Source organism: Hypericibacter terrae (assembly GCF_008728855.1).
In the GTDB taxonomy this organism is placed as follows: Bacteria; Pseudomonadota; Alphaproteobacteria; order Dongiales; family Dongiaceae; genus Hypericibacter; species Hypericibacter terrae.
The window spans coordinates 930,084-946,122 of the sequence record NZ_CP042906.1; the positions used below are offsets into that span (position 1 = coordinate 930,084).

The following is a 16,039-nucleotide window of genomic DNA, read 5'->3' on the forward strand; positions in this document are numbered from 1 at the left end:
AGCGGCCGCTGATCCAACCATCCCTGCCGACAGCGTCGCGGATTTTCGCAGCCTCGACGGATTGCGCGCCTGGCTCTCCAGGCTCGACCCACCCGCCGGCTAGGCCGATGGAGCAAGCAGCTCTTCCGCCAGGGCCTTGCGCTCCTCGGGGTTGAGCTTCTTCAACTCGCTCCGGAGAAGGCGCTGGTTCGCGCGCTGGTTCCAGAAGTCGAGCTCCTCGAAGCCCAGCAGCGCCGACTTGCCCAGCAACAGCCGCAGCACCTCGTTGGTGGGCGCCATCAGCCAGCCGGCGCGCCCGTCACGCCAGTAGCGCTCCAGCCCCAGCTCCGGCTTGTAGGCGGTGCCGCCGCCGGCGCTCATCATGTCGTTCGTGACGGCCACGACGTTCTTGGCGGCGACGTATTTGACCTGCCAGCTCCATTGCACCAGCGTCGTGCGCGGCCGTGCTGCAATGTCTTCATGGATCGACCAGTCGTTGTTGTTCGTGACCCGGTCCATCGCCTGGGCGATCTGGTAGGTGAGGGCGCGCGAGGCGTTGGTCTCGGCGAGCGCGTTGCCGACATAGTCCTGAATCGACGGATAGTCGGCGACCTTGAGCCCGACATCGGCATGGGTCTTGCGCGTGGTATGGCGCTTCACGATGTCGATGGCGCCCATGGAGACGCCGTTCCAGCAGGCCGCCGTGCCCAGCATGAAATAGGGATCCGTCGCCTCGTCATTGGAGCCGGCGCCGTCACCCGCAGGCCCGATCAGGCGATCCGGCGGGACCACGACCCCGTCGATCTCCATGGGGCCCGACTGATTGCCCCGCAGCCCGACGCCGTTCCAGGAACCTTTGCGCGCCTTGACCTCGTCGGCGAGCAGCAGCCAGATCGAGAAATTGGCGTAGTTGCCCTTGAAATCCGGGCTTGTGGTCTGCGCGACATACCAGTCGGCATAGCCGCCCGATGTCGTCCAGGACGCCTTCTTGTGCAGCCGGTAACCGTCACCTTCGCGCTCGGCACTGGAGGAGAGGAGGAACCAGACATGCGAGCCGGTGGCGGGATCCGAGATCGACAGCGTGCCGACCAGGACCTCCTTGTCCAGGCGGCGCAGCAGATCCTGCAACTTGGGGTTCCGATGATGATGCAGCAGCAGCGCCGCGGTCGCCGAGAGATGCATGACGTAGCACATCGCCGTGCTGGCGCAGCCATATCGTGCGATGGTCTCGACCACCATGGCGGCGCAGGCATGACTCTCGCCGCGCCCGCCCAGCGATTTGGGCACGATCAGCCCCAGCAGGCCTTCCTTCGCCAGGAGCTCGAAATTCTTGCGCGGGAAGACGAAGCCCTTGTCCGATTCCTCGGCATTGGCGCGCATCGCCGTCGCCGACAGCTCGATCAGCCGCGCCTGCAGCCGCTGCTGCTCCTCGGTCAACAGCCATTGCGGATCGTATTCGAAGCCGACACCCCAGAAGGCTTCGCCATTCCAGCTCTTGCCGCCGCTCATCTCGCCACCCTCCCTCTCGACGAAACACCACCGCGCCGATCATGCGGCGGCCGTCCGGGGATAGGAAGAGAGAACCGGGATTTCCGGAGCGGAGAGTCGGAGGATTCAGAATTTTTATCCTGGCGTCGGTCAGGTCAGCCAGCCCTTGAAGACGAGGGCCACCTGCTCCTCCATGGCCCGCTTCTCGTCCTCGGCGCTTTTGAACTCGTTCGCAATCACGCGGTAATAGTTCTCGGCCGCGACGGCATAGAGCACATACATCATCGGCCCCAGAGGGGCTTCCTCCGCGACCAGGCCGTCGTTCTGCAGGCGCCGGAGCATGCGTTCGACATGCTTCTCGAAATGCTCCTTGATGCTGCGGAACTCGTCGGTCGCCTCGTCATGGATGCGTAAGAGCGCCGCCATCACCTCGCGCCAGAGCTTGCGCTGGGCCTTCGTGTGGACGCCGCTGTTGTTGAGATAGAGGAGCCCCGCCATCGCGCTCACCGCGTCCCAGGAGACGGACTTGCGGTGGAACTCCTCGAGCGCGGTGTCCATGCGCTCGCGCTCCTTCCAGAAGAGGGCGATCAGGAGCTCGGTCTTGCGCGGGAAATAGCGATAGAGCGTCGGCGGCGAGATGTCGGCGCGGGCCGCGATCTCCTCCATCGTGGTCTGCTCGTAGCCATGGGCCTGGAACAGGTCCATCGCCGCGTCGATGATGATGTCGTTGCGCTCCTGGCGCTTGCGCTCCCGCAGTCCCGTCACGCTGTCCCTCCGAAGGAAGTGGGCCGAAGCCGGTCGGGCTCCGTTGCTTGACCGCCAGAAAACGTTAGTCTACTGTCAAACGTTAGTTAACTCAATATATCGGTCGGGAGAGGACCATGGCGACGCGCGCGGGCTACGAAGATCGGGCCGATCTCGGCAATGCCGAGCCGGAAGATATCCTTTCGCCCCGTCATTATACCGCGGTTCGCCGCGACGGGCGGCTCATGCGGTCGCTGCCGCTCTGGTGCTACACGTCGGAGCGCTTCTGGGAGGCTGAGAAGGAACGGATCTTCCTGCGCAGATGGAATCTGATCGAGCGCGAGGAGGTCGTCCCGAACGTCGGCGACTATCACTCCATGACCTTCCTCGGCGTGCCGATGATCCTGGTGCGCGGCAAGGACGAGAAGGTGCGGGTCTTCGCCAATACCTGCCGCCATCGCGGCGCGATGCTCACGACCGGCTCCGGCAACTGCAAGGCCTTCCGCTGTCCTTATCACTTCTGGTCCTACGGCCTCGACGGGCGCTTCATCGGCGCGCCGAACTACAACGATCCCGACGGGCGCCCGCTGATCGACAGCACGAACAAGGAAGAGTTCGGGCTCGCCGAGATCGAAAGCGGCAGCTGGGGCGGCTTCATCTTCATCCGCTTCAAGGAAGGCCCGCAGACCCTCGAGCAGCATCTCGGCGCCTTTGTCGAAAGCCTGGCCTCGCACAGGCTCGAGGACATGGTCTGCGCCCGCAAGGTCGTCTACGAGATGGACGCCAACTGGAAATGCTTCGTCGAGAACTATATCGACGCCTATCACATTCCCTATGTGCACAAGGATTCGCTGGCCCAGTGGAAGTCCCAGGAATCGATCCTGGTGCCGTCCCGGGGGCAGGAATATGTCGTCTTCGTCCGACATGACCGGGGCAGTCAGCTGCTCCTGCCGTTCCCCGGCTATGACGGGTTCCCGCCGATGCCGCAGATCGACCCCGACCGGGTCAAGGGCACCTATTTCGTGACCCTGAAGCCGGGCATGATGATGACACTCGGCAATGACGGCGCGCTCCTGTTCCAGAGCGAGCCGATCTCGGCGCAGAAGTCGCGGCTGACGGTGAGCTCGCTCTTCCCGAAATCCTATCTGAAACGCGAGGATTTCGAGCGGCTGTCGCAGAACTACTACCGCCGCAACGACATCGTCGTGGTCGAGGACAAGGAGATCGCGCTGCGCCAGTATGCCGGGATCCTGTCGCCCTATGCCCGCATCGCGCGGCTCTGCAGCCAGGAGACGGACGTGCACGGCCTCGCCAACTGGGTGATCGACCAGGTGGTCAAGCCGGAGACGGGCGAGACGATCGCGGCGGAATAGAGCGCCGGAACCATCGCCTGCTCCGCACGGTTTCCTCAACCCGGCCTGTCGGGCCGACGCGAGGCAAATGCGTGGAGAAAGGAGAGGCGATGATCCGCAAGCTCAAATCGGGCGAATACCGGCTCTATTCCCGCAAGAAGAATCCGGCGACCGGCAAGCGCCGGAATCTCGGCACCTTCAAAACCCGCGCCGCGGCCGAGAAGCACGAGCGCGCCGTGCAGTATTTCAAGCGGCACTGAGGGAGGGTGAAAGCGCCCGATCCCGCGGCCCTCTCGGATCAAAAGAGGGGCGTAGGCGCAATTTCCCTTATGCCATCCTTGCCATATCATGGCGCCTTCGTGTCGTCGGGGCATGGGGTCCCGTCGCCGAGGGTGAAAAGAGGAACCATGCCCGGCGCGCTGGAGGGAACGCTTGTCGTTGCTTTGGAGCAGGCCGTGGCCGCGCCGTTCGCGACCTCGCGGCTGGCGGATGCCGGCGCCCGGGTCATCAAGCTCGAGCGGCCGGAGGGCGATTTCGCGCGCGGCTTCGACGATTATGTCCGTGGTCAGTCCAGCTATTTCGTCTGGAACAATCGCGGCAAGGAATCCTGCCGGGTCGACCTGACGCAAGCTCAAGATCTCCGTCTCGTCGAGGCAATGCTGGCGCAAGCCGATATTTTCATCCAGAACCTGGCGCCGGGCGCCACGGACCGGCTCGGGATCGGCAGCGCGACCCTGCGCGCACGTCATCCCCGGCTCGTGGTCTGCGATATCGGCGGCTATGCGCCCGGCACAGCCGACGAGAGCCGCAAGGCCTATGATCTCCTGATCCAGGCCGAGGCGGGTCTTGCGGGCGTGACTGGATCGGCTTCGTCGGGTCCCACCCGCGTCGGCATTTCGATCTGCGATATCTCAACGGGGCAGGCGGCCTATGCCGCGATCCTGCAGGCGCTCCTCCAGCGTGAGCGCACCGGCAAAGGCAGCCACCTGCAGATCGCGCTCTTCGACACCATCGCGGAATATCTCAACGTCCCCTACCTGACGCGGCGCTATGGCGGCAAGGAGCCCTCCCGCGCCGGCCTTGCCCATCCTTCGATCGCGCCCTATGGCGTCTTTCATGCCAGCGACGGCGATATCCTGATCGCGATCCAGAACGAGCGCGAATGGAAGGTATTCTGCGACGAAGTGCTGGTCGACGGAACGATGACAAGCGATCCCCGCTTCGAGCGCAACACGGCGCGCGTCCGCCACCGGGAGGAGCTGGACCGGCGCGTCCAGGACCGGCTCGGGCGCTTCTCTCTGAGCGAGCTTTCGGCGCTGCTCGACCGGGTTCGCATCGCCTATGGCCGGGTCTCGACGATGGAGGACCTGGCGCATCATCCGAGCCTCACGACCTTGCCGGTCGCGACGCCGGAGGGCGCCGTGGATCTGATCGCTCCACCCGTGATCGTCGATGGCCGGCGGCAGGCCTTGCGGCCTGTTCCCCGCCTGGGCGAGCATGACCAGGCCCTGCGCCGCGAGTTCGGAGGGCGAAACGAGTCAACCGAGGGCCCGATCGATGTTTGAAGCCGAGGATCACCCGGAGATCCGCGCCGCGGTCCGTAAGCTCTGCGCGCAGTTCCCCGGCGAATACTGGCGCAAGCTCGATGCAACCCGGGCCTATCCGGCCGAGTTCGTCGCGGCGCTGACCGAGGCGGGCTATCTCGCGACCCTGATCCCCGAGGAATATGGCGGGGCGGGGCTGACGCTCTCCGCCGCCGCGGCTGTCCTCGAAGAGATCCAGCGCGCCGGCTGCAACGGCGCCGCCTGCCACGCGCAGATGTACATCATGGGCACGGTTCTGCGGCACGGCAACGCGGACCAGAAATCGCACTATCTGCCGGGGATCGCCTCGGGCCAGCTCCGGCTCCAGGCCTTCGGCGTGACCGAGCCCGGCAGCGGCACCGACACGACCTCGCTTCGCACCTTCGCACGTAAGGAAGGCGATCATTACGTCGTCAACGGGCAGAAGATCTGGACCAGCCGCGCCGAATATTCCGATCTGATGCTGCTGCTCGCCCGCACCACCCCGCGCGACCAGGTCGCCAAGAAGACGGACGGGCTCTCGGTCTTCGTGCTCGACATGCGCGAGGCGCTCAAGGCGGGCCTCACCATCCGGCCGATCCGCACCATGATGAATCATTCGACCACGGAGGTCTTTTTCGACAACGTCCGGGTGCCGGCTGAAAACCTGGTCGGCGAGGAGGGTAAGGGCTTCCGCTACATCCTCTCCGGCATGAATGCCGAGCGCATTCTCATCGCGGCGGAATGCGTCGGCGACGCCAAATGGCTGATCGAGAAGGCGTCGGGCTATGCCAAGGAGCGCGTCGTGTTCGGCCGTCCGATCGGCATGAATCAGGGCATTCAGTTCCCGATCGCACGCGCCTATGCCAATATGCGGGCGGCGGAACTGATGGTGAAGGAAGCCGTGCGGCTCTACGAGGCCGGCCGCGATTGCGGGGCCGAGGCCAATATGGCGAAGATGCTCGCGGCGGACGCGTCGAACGAAGCCGCCAATGCCTGCGTCCAGACCCATGGCGGCTTCGGCTTCGCCGAGGAATACGATGTCGAGCGCAAGTTCCGCGAGACCCGGCTCTATCAGGTGGCGCCGATCTCCACCAACCTGATCCTGTCCTATCTCTCCGAGCATGTGCTGGGCATGCCGCGCTCCTACTGACCGAAGGGCCTTCGCGTGAACGGAGAGACAAAGGCGACCGACGGCGTCGGCAAGCCCTTCGCCGAGTGGATCGGGCGGCGCACCGAGCAGCAGGACATCGTCACGCCGCGCCTCGATTCGAGCTACCGCGCGATCTTCGATCCGCATCTGGCGGCGGTCGATGCCGGCGCCGCGCCGCTCGGCCTCCACTGGTGCCTGTCGCCCCGGATCGCCGGCATGGCCGAGCTGGGGCCCGACGGCCATCCCGCCAAGAACCGCGATCTGCCGCCGGTCCCGCAGCCGCGGCGGATGTGGGCGGGCGGCGCGATCGAGACCTTCGATTCGCTCCGGGTCGGCGATCATGTCCGCCTGGTCTCGACCATCACCGACGTGACCTTCAAGCAGGGCCGCAGCGGCAGCCTCTGTTTCGTGACCGTCAGCCACGACTATCTGACGGAGCGCGGTCTCGCCATCCGGGACCGGCAGGACGCCGTCTATCGCGAGGCGGCGAAACTTCCGCCGGCCGGGTCCGCGGGCGACAAGATCGGATCGCCGCGGGTGCCGCGCCGGTCATGGCCGATTGAGACCTCGCCGACATTCCTGTTCCGCTATTCGGCCATCACCTTCAACGGGCACCGCATCCATTACGACGAGCCTTATGCCACCGGCGTCGAGGGCTATCCGGGACTGGTCGTCCATGGCCCGCTCCAGGCCACGCTGCTCTTCAATCGCGCCGCCATCGAAGGCGGCCGCGTGCCGAAACGCTTCGACTATCGCGGGCTGTCGCCGGCGATCGTCGGTGAGCCGCTGGCGGTCTGCGCCGGCGAAGAAAACCTGTTCTGGACGCAAGGGCCCTCGGGCCGAGTCTATATGGAAGCCGCAGTCACCTACTCATGACCTCCGCAAGCCGGGAGCACCGGAAATGACCGCCGAAACCGCCAAACGCCCCGCCGCGATGGAATCCGCCCGCGGCGTCTTCATCGACAATTGCTGGCGGCCCTCGGCCTCCGGCCGCACGGTCGATGTCTATGCGCCGGCCGAAGGCATCGCCTATGCGCAGATCGCGGCCGGCAATGCGGCCGATATCGATGCGGCAATCGCCGCCGCGCGCAAGGCCCATGAAACGGGGGCCTGGGGCCGGCTCTCCGCGGCGGAGCGGGGACGAGTCCTGTCGAAGATGGGTCTGATCGTCCTCGACCATGCGGAAGAGCTGGCCCTGATCGAGGCGCGCGACACCGGCAAGCCGATGAAGCAGGCACGCGCCGACGTTCAGGCCTGCGCCCGCTATTTCGAGTTCTATGGCGGGGCCGCCGACAAATTCCATGGCGAGACGATCCCCTTCCTCAACGGCTATTTCGTCGCCACCGAACATGAGCCGCATGGCGTGACCGGCCATATCATTCCCTGGAACTATCCGGTGCAGATGTTCGCGCGAACCCTGGCGCCGGCACTGGCCGTCGGCAACGCGACCGTGCTCAAGCCGGCCGAGGATGCCTGCCTCGCCTCGCTGCGCCTCGCCGAACTCTCGGTCGAGGCCGGCTTCCCCGAGGGCGCGATCAATATCGTGCCGGGATTGGGGACGGAGGCCGGGGCGGCCTTGGTCGCCCATCGCGGGATCGACTTCGTGGCCTTTACCGGCAGCCCGGAGGTGGGCGTGCTGGTTCAGACCGCGGCCGCCAGGAACCATATCGGCTGCACGCTCGAGCTCGGCGGCAAGTCGCCCCAGCTGGTGTTCGCCGATGTCGATCTCGAGGCGGCGCTGCCGAGCCTCGTGAACGCCATCGTTCAGAATGCGGGGCAGACCTGCTCGGCGGGCTCCCGGCTCCTGGTCGAGCGCAGCGGCTATGACCGGATCGTCGCCGCCGTGATCGACCGCTTTTCAAGCCTGCGGGCCGGAACGCCGGCGATGGATCTCGACCTCGGGCCGCTGATCAATCCGCGCCAGAAGAAGCGCGTCGAAGCGTTCTGTGCGAACGCGGCGTCCGACGGCATTCCGCTGCTGGCGGAGGGGCGGATCGCCGAGGGCGTGCCGAAGGAGGGCTATTTCGTCACGCCGAAGCTCTTTGGGCCCGTGGCGCGCGCCAACACGCTCGCCCGCGAGGAGGTCTTCGGCCCCATCCTGGCGGCCATTCCGTTCGAGGACGAAGGCGACGCGATCGCGTTGGCCAATTCAACCGACTTCGCGCTGATCGCCGGCATCTGGACCCAGAACACCAAGCGCGCCACGCGCGTCGCCCGCAAGGTGAAGGCGGGGCAGGTCTATATCAACGCTTATGGCGCAGGCGGCGGCATCGAGTTGCCCTTCGGCGGCATGAAGAAGTCCGGCCATGGCCGCGAGAAGGGCATGGCCGCGCTCCATGAGCTCACGACCCTGAAGACGCTCATCATGAAGCATGACTGAGCGTCGAACCGGCGGCGAACGCAAAACAGGCGCCGGTGTTGCCGGCGCCTGTTGCAGGCAGCTTTGGTCGTTCGTGGAGCGTTACTTCGGCGTGTAGCTGAACTTCTGGCCGCCAACACTGGCCTCGAACATCAGCCCTTCCGTGCCGGCCGTGAAGATGGCGACACCCATATTGTAGTTCGCCGTCTTCGAAGCGCCTTCCTTGGCGGCGATCGCCGAGGCGTTGGCCGAGAACTCATAGTTGCCTTTGGTGAAGGCGTCGAGAGCGGCCTTGTTCTGGAAGAAGATGATCTCGCTGTAGGTCTGGCCGCCGAGCTGCAGGCCGATCGTGACCTGCGACATGACGGTCGAGCCGATGGCCTTGCCGCCCTCGAAGACCGTCCCTTCGCCGCGCGCGCCGCCGATGCCGATGGCGCCCTTGGTGATCTCCGGGAAGACCGCATAGCCATAGGCCTTGTCGAAGAAGCTCTGGATGCTGGGATCCGTCCTCTTGAACATCGCGATCGTGTCGTGCGCCTTTTTCTCGGCGGCGGGATCCCAGGCCAGTGCGGCCGAACTGATCGTGGCAACGGCCAGCAAAGCGGCGACCAGTCCCAAAATTCGCTTCCCCATCATGACGCTTTCTCCATTATTTCCAGGTTTGATTGAATCGATTTGGCGGCCAGTCTAGCCCGCCGGCATCATCGTGAACAGCCGACTGGCCAAATAGTTCCCTGAGGACGCATTGCAACGCCCGGCGCGAAGGATTTCATTCCGGGGGCGTTCCGCATTCGTGCTTTTCCGATTGCCGGCCTCGGCCGGGCCGCTCACTTCTCCAGCAGCATCTTGCGCGCGGTGCGAAGAAAAGCGATGCGGGCATTCATGTCCGATTGCCGGGAATCCTGGGGGTCGGACATCCGCGTCAGGAGATTCAACTGGCCCGCGATGCCGGCCAGCAGCTGCTCGGCCGACAGATCGCTCTTCCAGGCCAGGGCCTGCTGTCGGGTCTCCGCCACCAGGGCGGTCAGCTCGTCATCGACCTTCTGCTTCAACTGCGTCCGGGTCGCGAGGGTCTGGAACTTCTGGACATATTTGCGGACGAATCCGCCATCGCCGGCCATCACGAGATCTCCAAAACGGAAAGCACCATTGCCGGGATTCTAGTGCCCCGGCGGCGGCGCAAGGACCAACCCGTAGCGGGTCATGATCTCCGCCATCTTGGCAGGGGAAGGGCCGCCGGGCGCGCCGACGACCGCGGCGATGTCGCGGAAATATTGCGCGCCGATATCGGGCGTCAGCACGATCAGGGCGCGCGCCGCGCGGTCATGCGGATTGCTGAAGGCGTGGACGGAGCCGCGGGGCGTGTACATGCGCTCGCCGGGCTGCAGGTCGCGTACCTCGCCATCGACCGAGTAGCGCAGCGTCCCCTCCAGCACATAGACGATCTCTTCGTTGTTCGTGTGGCTGTGGGCCGGCGGCACCCGCGCGCCGGGCTGCACCGTGAGCTCGAACATCCCGACCCCGGCACCGTTCACGGTACCGTCCATCAGGTAGCGAATTTCCAATCCGCCGATTGCAATTGCCGGCTGTGCTTGCGGCTGCATGCGTCTGTTCCTCGCGAAAGGCTGCCTGCAACTTGCTCCCGGAGATCGGCCTTGGCAATACCGGACCGGGCCTGTGGTGCCGGGAGCCTGCCGCTGCTAGGTTCGCGACAAGATGTCAACCTCAGAGTCAAAGATCCCTGGCGGCGCCCCACCCCAAAAGGGCGACCGCTATGTCGTCCTGTCCGAATTCGAAGCCGGGGTGCTGACCCATTGGCTGGCACCCTATACGGGCGGGAGCAGTCGGAGTCTTCCCGTCGGGTTGGAATTCGTCATCCTGATGGAGCCGCCGTCCCAGGCGACGGCGGTCGGTGCCAAGCCCGACCCCTATGAGCGCTGGGAAACGGTTCTCCTGGAGGAGGGGGATCGCGGCGCCGAGAAATATGGCGGCTATTCCCTCAGCATCTCGCTGAGCGATCTGAAGGCGCATTGCGCCCGGCGCTGACGGGTCCAGCGATGTGCGATCCCGCGTCAGCGCGCCTTCTTCGTCTTCGCGCGCTCGATGCCTTCGAGGATCAGCTGCTCCGCAACTGAGGGACCCTTCCAGCCCGTGATCTTGGTCCATTTGCCCTGCTCCAGATCCTTGTAGTGCTGGAAGAAATGGGCGATCTGCTCGCGCAGGATCGGCGGCAGGTCCTCATGGTTGCGGATCCCGGTATAGAAGGGATGCAGCGCGTCGACCGGCACCGCCAGGATCTTCTCGTCGCCGCCGGCCTCGTCCTCCATCAGCAGCACGCCGACGGGGCGGCAGCGGATGATGCAACCCGGCACCACGGGGACCTGGCTCACCACCAGCACATCGCAGGGATCGCCGTCGCTGGACAGCGTGCCCGGAATGAATCCGTAATTGCCCGGGTAGAACATGGCCGTGTGCAGGAAGCGATCGACCACCAGGACGCCCGATTCCTTGTCGATCTCGTACTTGACCGACGGTCCGCCCAGCGGAATCTCGATCAGGGCGTTGACGTCCCGTGGCGGATCGCGTCCGACGGCGATTTTCGAGAGATCCATCCGACGCTCCCTGTTCTCCGACAACGATCGGGTCCCATGATCTTATCACGTCCATCAGCACGGGGCGCCATCCGGCAAGGCCGGGTTAGAATGGCCCGGCGACAGGTCCATTAGCGAAAGCGGAAACCCATGCGAACCCTCGGCGTCCTGATCTTTCCCGAATTCGAGCTGCTGGACGTTTTCGGCCCCCTGGAGATGTTCGGCATGCTGCCGGAGACGTTCGCGATCCGGCTGGTGGCCGAGCGGGAGCGGAACGTCGCCAGCGCCCAGGGTCCGCGATCGGTCGCCGACGCGCTGTTCTCCGATGCCGGTCATTACGACATCCTGCTCGTCCCCGGCGGTCGCGGCACGCGCCGCGAGGTCGACAATCCGGCGCTCCTCTCCTGGCTGCGGGAGAAGGCCGCGGCGGCGGATATGGTCGCCTCCGTCTGCACCGGGAGCGCCCTGCTCGCCAAGGCGGGGTTGCTCGACGGGGTAAAGGCGACAACCAACAAGATGGCCTTCGCCTGGGTCAGCTCGCAAGGACCGAGAGTGCTGTGGCAGCCCCAGGCGCGTTGGGTCGAGGATGCGAAGTTCGTGACGTCATCGGGCGTCTCGGCCGGCATCGACATGAGCCTCGCCGTGATCGCGCGGTGCTGCGGCGAGGAGCAGGCCCGGCAAGTGGCGCTCTGGGCCGAGTATGAGTGGCATCGCGACCCGAGCTGGGATCCCTTCGCCAAGATCCACGGCGTCGTCTAGCGAATGGGCCCGCAGGCCGCCTAGGTCCGTTCCCGGGTCTTGAGGAAGCGCAGATTGGGCCAGTCGCGGATGGTGCGGTTGAGGTCCCAGGTGTCGCGGGCGAGGAAGACGGACGCCCCGTCGCGATCTTCGGCGAGGCTGCCGCTGTTGCGCTCGACGAACTGCTTCAGTTGCGCGGGATCGTCGCTGGCGACCCAGCGCGCGGTCTCGAAGGGTGCCATCTCGAAGCCGACCGCGATCTTGTATTCGGTCGCGATCCGCGAGGCGAGCACCTCGAGCTGGAGCTGGCCGACCACGCCGACGATCCATTGCGATCCGATGATCGGGCGGAACACCTGGGTCACGCCTTCCTCGGCAAGGTCCTCGAGCGCGCGCCGCAGCTGCTTCGCCCGCATCGGATCGTCGAGACGCACGCGGCGCAGGATCTCGGGCGCGAAGTTGGGAATGCCGGTGAAGCGGAGCTCCTCGCCTTCGGTGAGCGTGTCGCCGACGCGCAAGGTGCCATGGTTGGGGATGCCGATGATGTCGCCCGGCAATGCTTCTTCCGCCAGCTGGCGCTCGCGCGCGAAGAAGAAGATCGGGTTCTGCAGCGAGATCATCTTGCCCGAATGAACCTGGCGCAGCTTCATGCCGCGCCGAAGCCGGCCGGAGCAGAGGCGCAGGAACGCGACCCGGTCGCGATGGTTCGGGTCCATGTTCGCCTGCATCTTGAAGACGAAGCCGGTGACGGCCTTCTCGTCGGGATAGACGGTGCGGGGCTCGGCCGGCTGCGGCCGTGGCGGTGGGGCCATGGTTGCCAGCGCCTCGAGCAGCTCGTTGACTGCGCAATCCTTGAGCGCGCTGCCGAAAAAGACCGGCGTCAGATGGCCGGCGCGGTAGGAGCCTAGATCGAAGCCTGGATAGGCGGAGACCGCCAGCGCCGCGCTTTCGCGGAAGGAAGCGAGGATTCTCTCCGGCACCAGCTTGTCCAGCTTCGGATCGTCGATGCCGTTGCAGGCGACGACATGGCCGTCGGCGGCGCCGGGACGGCTCTCCGATTTGAGATAGCGGTGGTCGCGCAGGTCGAACGCGCCGCGGAAATCGCCGCCCATGCCGACCGGCCAGGTCATCGGGCAGACGTCGAGCGCCAGCGTGCTCTCGATCTCGTCCAGCAGCGCGAAGGGGTCGAGGCCTTCGCGATCGATCTTGTTGATGAAGGTGATGATCGGGATGTCGCGCAGGCGGCAGACCTCGAACAGCTTCCGCGTCTGGCTCTCGATGCCCTTGGCCGCATCGATCACCATGATCGCGGAATCGACGGCGGTCAGGGTGCGGTAGGTGTCCTCGCTGAAATCCTGGTGGCCCGGCGTGTCGAGCAGGTTGAAGGTCAGGCCGCCGCGCTCGAAGGTCATGACCGAGCTCGAGATGGAGATACCGCGGGCGCGTTCCATCTCCATCCAGTCCGACTGCGTGCGCCGGCGCTCGCCATGGGCCTTCACATGGCCGGCCAGATGGATGGCGCCGCCGAACAGCAGCAGCTTCTCCGTCAGCGTGGTCTTGCCCGCGTCGGGATGCGAGATGATCGCGAAGGTCCGGCGGGATTCGGACGCGGTCGGTGTGGCGGAAGCGGTGAGGTTGGTCGGCACGGCCGTCAAATTGGGAATCCTTTGAGCCTGAAGTCAGTCGGTGAGCCTATAAATGGGGTGGCGGAGACCCAAAGACGAGGCGAAGAGAGGGACCCTTGTTCGCCGGCGTCCCCCGGCTCCCGGGACCCTTCGGGAAAATGTCCGCCCGCGCCCGACCGCGGGGGCAAACTAGCGACCGCGCCGGCGCTTGTGTAGCCCCAATTCTCGCAGGGCCTTGGCCACCCCAGGGGGCAGTGCGAAGGCGCTCCCGAGCACTCCGACGCGGCTCAGGGGCCGGCGGCGGACCGAACATGGGCCCGGCCGTCACTCATACCGCAGAGCCGTGATGGGATCGAGGTGGGCCGCCTTCCGGGCCGGATAGAAGCCGAAGAAGACGCCCACGGCAGCGGCAAAGAGGAAGCCTCCGCCGATCGCCGGCAACGAGATCGGCGCCGGCCAGCCAAAGACGTACGAGATGGCGGCGGAGACGGCGACACCCACGACGATTCCCGCAGCGCCTCCGCTGACGCTGAGAAACACGGCTTCGGCGAGAAACTGCAGGAGCACCTGCAGGCGCCGCGCGCCAATGGCCATTCTCAGGCCGATCTCGCGCGTTCGCTCCGTCACGGAGACGAGCAGGATGTTCATGATGCCGATCCCCCCGACCAGGAGCGATATCGAGGCCACGGCGGCCAGAAGCAACGCCATCACGCGGCTGCTGCTCTTCGCCGTCTCGACATATTGGCTGAGGTTGCGGACGTCGAAGTCCTTCGTCTCGCCGGGCTTGATGCGGTGACGTCGCGTCAGCGTCTGGGTCGCTTGACGGATCGCTGTCTGAACCTGCTCGGGGCTGATCGCCTGGACGAAGATCATGTTCGTCAGACCGGTGAGGCGCGCCTGGAGGTTGTAAGGATTGGGTGGGGGAAGATAGGCCCAGTTGATGGGCGTCTGATCCCGGATCGGCACGGCGACGCCGAGGACCTTGCGCTCCGCGGTCGTGAACGGAATCATCAGAATGTCATCCTGGTCCTGGCCAAAGGGCGACTGCCCCTTGGCCGCTAGCACGCCGACGACGCGCAGCGGAACGCTCTTGACCTGGATGAAGGCGCCGATCGGGTTCTCGCCCGGGCCGAACAGCTGGCGATAGACGGTCTGACCGATGACCGCGACGAGACCGGCCTTGCTCTCGTCCTCGGCCGAAAGGGCGCGCCCGGTGGCGATGCGCCAGTTGGTGATCGGCGGATAATTGTCGCTGACGCCCTGTATGTTCGTCGTCCAGTTCCTGTTGGCGTACTGCACCTGTCCCTGTTGGCGGATGAGATAGCCGACCTGGGCGACCGCGGGGGCCTCGCGCCGGATGGCCTGCGCATCGGCGACCGTGAGGGTGCTGGCGCTTCCGAACCCGCCGCGAATCCCGCCGGACGAGAGTGCACCCGGAAGGATGATCACCACATTGGTGCCAAGGCTCTCGATCTGCTTGCGGACCGCCTGGTCGGCACCCTGTCCCACGGCCACCATCACGATCAGCGCCGCGACCCCGATGAAAACGCCGAGCATGGTCAAGGCGGAGCGCATCTTGTTGCGGCCGATGGCCTGGGCCGCGGCCGCCAGGATCATCAGCCCGAAGGCCCAGAATCTGGCCGACGACACCGCGGGCATCCCATCCGGCGCTCTGTAGGGTTGGCGAAGCGGCGCGCCGCCGCCGGTGGATGCGGTATGGGGGAGAGGAATCGCGCGATCTGCCTTCCGCACCCTCTCGTCCGACACGATCTTCCCGTCCCGCATGGTCAGGACCCGGTCGGCGTAAGCGGCAATATCGCTTTCATGCGTCACGACAATGACGGTGACGCCTTGATCGCGATTGAGCGAGACCAGGGTCTCCATGATCTCGTGCGACGTCCGCGTGTCGAGATTGCCCGTCGGCTCGTCCGCGAGCAGCAGGCCCGGCTCGTTGATCAGCGCCCGCGCGATCGCGACGCGCTGCTGTTCGCCACCCGACAATTGGCTTGGCGTGTTGCGCTCGCGTTCTTCAAGCCCCAGATAGCGCAAGACCGCATGCGCGCGGATCATGCGCGCCGTACGATGCGCCGCATCGGTTGCCGAATAATAGAGCGGCAAGCCGACATTCTCGATCGCGCTCGTGCGTGGAAGCAGATTGAAGCTCTGGAAGACGAAGCCGAGGCGCCGGCTCCGGATTCTGGCGAGCTCCGGCTCGCTCAGGTGCGCGACATCCATCCCCTCGAAGAAATAATGGCCGCTGCTCGGTCGGTCGAGACAGCCGAGGATGGCCATGAGCGTCGACTTGCCGGAGCCCGACGAACCCATGATGGCGACAAACTCGCCGGGCTCGACCCGAAGGTCGACGCCGCGAAGCGCATGCACCTCGACATTGCCGAGGCGAAACGTTCGGGTGACGTTCTCGAGCCTGAGTATCGGTTCGGGCATGCG

General features: G+C 65.6%; 16 protein-coding genes. 8 read left to right on the top strand and 8 right to left on the bottom strand.

Annotation, left to right across the window (positions count from 1 at the left end):
• Positions 1-99: 99 nt before the first annotated feature.
• Together FRZ44_RS04320 and FRZ44_RS04325 are read right to left on the bottom strand one after the other, a co-directional pair.
• On the bottom strand, positions 100-1,488 hold the full coding sequence (locus FRZ44_RS04320; RefSeq protein ID WP_151176014.1) for an acyl-CoA dehydrogenase family protein: 1,389 nt from the start codon (positions 1,486-1,488) through the stop codon (positions 100-102).
• Positions 1,489-1,617: 129 nt separating this feature from the next.
• Positions 1,618-2,232 (bottom strand): TetR/AcrR family transcriptional regulator, encoded by a 615-nt coding sequence (locus FRZ44_RS04325; protein WP_151176015.1) that lies wholly within the window; start codon positions 2,230-2,232, stop codon positions 1,618-1,620.
• A gap of 116 nt (positions 2,233-2,348) precedes the next feature.
• On the opposite strand from FRZ44_RS04325, the gene FRZ44_RS04330 reads away from it, so the two are divergent.
• The 6 genes from FRZ44_RS04330 (at position 2,349) to FRZ44_RS04355 (ending at position 8,658) form a co-directional block, all read left to right on the top strand.
• A complete protein-coding gene (locus FRZ44_RS04330; protein WP_151176016.1) occupies positions 2,349-3,584 on the top strand; it encodes an aromatic ring-hydroxylating oxygenase subunit alpha in 1,236 nt (411 codons plus the stop codon).
• Positions 3,585-3,673: 89 nt separating this feature from the next.
• Entirely contained in the window at positions 3,674-3,823 is a 150-nt protein-coding gene (locus FRZ44_RS04335) for a hypothetical protein (protein WP_151176017.1), read from the top strand.
• A gap of 147 nt (positions 3,824-3,970) precedes the next feature.
• Positions 3,971-5,128 carry a CaiB/BaiF CoA transferase family protein gene (locus FRZ44_RS04340; protein WP_151176018.1) on the top strand — a complete coding sequence of 386 codons (1,158 nt, stop codon included), beginning with the start codon at positions 3,971-3,973 and terminating at the stop codon, positions 5,126-5,128.
• Entirely contained in the window at positions 5,121-6,278 is a 1,158-nt protein-coding gene (locus tag FRZ44_RS04345; RefSeq protein ID WP_151176019.1) for an acyl-CoA dehydrogenase family protein, read from the top strand. Before FRZ44_RS04340 ends, FRZ44_RS04345 begins: the two co-directional genes overlap by 8 nt.
• Before the next feature lie 15 nt (positions 6,279-6,293).
• Entirely contained in the window at positions 6,294-7,154 is an 861-nt protein-coding gene (locus tag FRZ44_RS04350; RefSeq protein ID WP_151176020.1) for an FAS1-like dehydratase domain-containing protein, read from the top strand.
• A 25-nt stretch (positions 7,155-7,179) separates the two neighbouring features.
• Positions 7,180-8,658, top strand: a complete 1,479-nt coding sequence (locus FRZ44_RS04355) for an aldehyde dehydrogenase family protein (RefSeq protein WP_151176021.1) — start codon at positions 7,180-7,182, stop codon at positions 8,656-8,658.
• A gap of 81 nt (positions 8,659-8,739) precedes the next feature.
• On the opposite strand, the gene FRZ44_RS04360 is transcribed toward FRZ44_RS04355, so the two are convergent.
• The 3 genes from FRZ44_RS04360 to FRZ44_RS04370 form a co-directional block, all read right to left on the bottom strand.
• Positions 8,740-9,273 (bottom strand): lipid-binding SYLF domain-containing protein, encoded by a 534-nt coding sequence (locus FRZ44_RS04360; protein WP_225308543.1) that lies wholly within the window; start codon positions 9,271-9,273, stop codon positions 8,740-8,742.
• A 191-nt stretch (positions 9,274-9,464) separates the two neighbouring features.
• Entirely contained in the window at positions 9,465-9,758 is a 294-nt protein-coding gene (locus tag FRZ44_RS04365; protein ID WP_151176022.1) for a hypothetical protein, read from the bottom strand.
• A gap of 39 nt (positions 9,759-9,797) precedes the next feature.
• The gene (locus tag FRZ44_RS04370) at positions 9,798-10,241 is read right to left on the bottom strand and encodes a cupin domain-containing protein (RefSeq protein ID WP_151176023.1); all 444 of its coding nucleotides are present in this window, start codon (positions 10,239-10,241) and stop codon (positions 9,798-9,800) included.
• Positions 10,242-10,353: 112 nt separating this feature from the next.
• Between FRZ44_RS04370 and FRZ44_RS04375 the strand changes: the two genes are divergently transcribed.
• The gene (locus tag FRZ44_RS04375; RefSeq protein ID WP_151176024.1) at positions 10,354-10,683 is read left to right on the top strand and encodes a hypothetical protein; all 330 of its coding nucleotides are present in this window, start codon (positions 10,354-10,356) and stop codon (positions 10,681-10,683) included.
• A gap of 26 nt (positions 10,684-10,709) precedes the next feature.
• Here FRZ44_RS04375 and ppa read toward each other — a convergent pair whose 3' ends face one another.
• Positions 10,710-11,249 carry an inorganic diphosphatase gene (gene ppa / locus FRZ44_RS04380; protein ID WP_151176025.1) on the bottom strand — a complete coding sequence of 180 codons (540 nt, stop codon included), beginning with the start codon at positions 11,247-11,249 and terminating at the stop codon, positions 10,710-10,712.
• Positions 11,250-11,378: 129 nt separating this feature from the next.
• On the opposite strand from ppa, the gene FRZ44_RS04385 reads away from it, so the two are divergent.
• On the top strand, positions 11,379-11,987 hold the full coding sequence (locus FRZ44_RS04385) for a DJ-1/PfpI family protein (protein WP_151176026.1): 609 nt from the start codon (positions 11,379-11,381) through the stop codon (positions 11,985-11,987).
• Positions 11,988-12,007: 20 nt separating this feature from the next.
• Here FRZ44_RS04385 and FRZ44_RS04390 read toward each other — a convergent pair whose 3' ends face one another.
• Positions 12,008-13,612, bottom strand: a complete 1,605-nt coding sequence (locus FRZ44_RS04390) for a peptide chain release factor 3 (RefSeq protein ID WP_151180161.1) — start codon at positions 13,610-13,612, stop codon at positions 12,008-12,010.
• Between the two features lie 303 nt (positions 13,613-13,915).
• Positions 13,916-16,036 carry an ABC transporter permease gene (locus FRZ44_RS04395; protein ID WP_151176027.1) on the bottom strand — a complete coding sequence of 707 codons (2,121 nt, stop codon included), beginning with the start codon at positions 16,034-16,036 and terminating at the stop codon, positions 13,916-13,918.
• Positions 16,037-16,039 lie beyond the last annotated feature (3 nt).

What these genes read in the sequence shown, in the direction of transcription:
- FRZ44_RS04320 (WP_151176014.1), bottom strand. Translation starts at nt 1,488, where the DNA reads ATGAGCGGCGGCAAGAGCTGGAATGGCGAAGCCTTCTGGGGTGTCGGC.
- FRZ44_RS04330 (WP_151176016.1), top strand. Translation starts at nt 2,349, where the DNA reads ATGGCGACGCGCGCGGGCTACGAAGATCGGGCCGATCTCGGCAATGCC.
- FRZ44_RS04335 (WP_151176017.1), top strand. Translation starts at nt 3,674, where the DNA reads ATGATCCGCAAGCTCAAATCGGGCGAATACCGGCTCTATTCCCGCAAG.
- FRZ44_RS04340 (WP_151176018.1), top strand. Translation starts at nt 3,971, where the DNA reads ATGCCCGGCGCGCTGGAGGGAACGCTTGTCGTTGCTTTGGAGCAGGCC.
- FRZ44_RS04345 (WP_151176019.1), top strand. Translation starts at nt 5,121, where the DNA reads ATGTTTGAAGCCGAGGATCACCCGGAGATCCGCGCCGCGGTCCGTAAG.
- FRZ44_RS04355 (WP_151176021.1), top strand. Translation starts at nt 7,180, where the DNA reads ATGACCGCCGAAACCGCCAAACGCCCCGCCGCGATGGAATCCGCCCGC.
- FRZ44_RS04360 (WP_225308543.1), bottom strand. Translation starts at nt 9,273, where the DNA reads ATGATGGGGAAGCGAATTTTGGGACTGGTCGCCGCTTTGCTGGCCGTT.
- FRZ44_RS04365 (WP_151176022.1), bottom strand. Translation starts at nt 9,758, where the DNA reads ATGGCCGGCGATGGCGGATTCGTCCGCAAATATGTCCAGAAGTTCCAG.
- FRZ44_RS04370 (WP_151176023.1), bottom strand. Translation starts at nt 10,241, where the DNA reads ATGCAGCCGCAAGCACAGCCGGCAATTGCAATCGGCGGATTGGAAATT.
- FRZ44_RS04375 (WP_151176024.1), top strand. Translation starts at nt 10,354, where the DNA reads ATGTCAACCTCAGAGTCAAAGATCCCTGGCGGCGCCCCACCCCAAAAG.
- ppa (WP_151176025.1), bottom strand. Translation starts at nt 11,249, where the DNA reads ATGGATCTCTCGAAAATCGCCGTCGGACGCGATCCGCCACGGGACGTC.
- FRZ44_RS04385 (WP_151176026.1), top strand. Translation starts at nt 11,379, where the DNA reads ATGCGAACCCTCGGCGTCCTGATCTTTCCCGAATTCGAGCTGCTGGAC.
- FRZ44_RS04395 (WP_151176027.1), bottom strand. Translation starts at nt 16,036, where the DNA reads ATGCCCGAACCGATACTCAGGCTCGAGAACGTCACCCGAACGTTTCGC.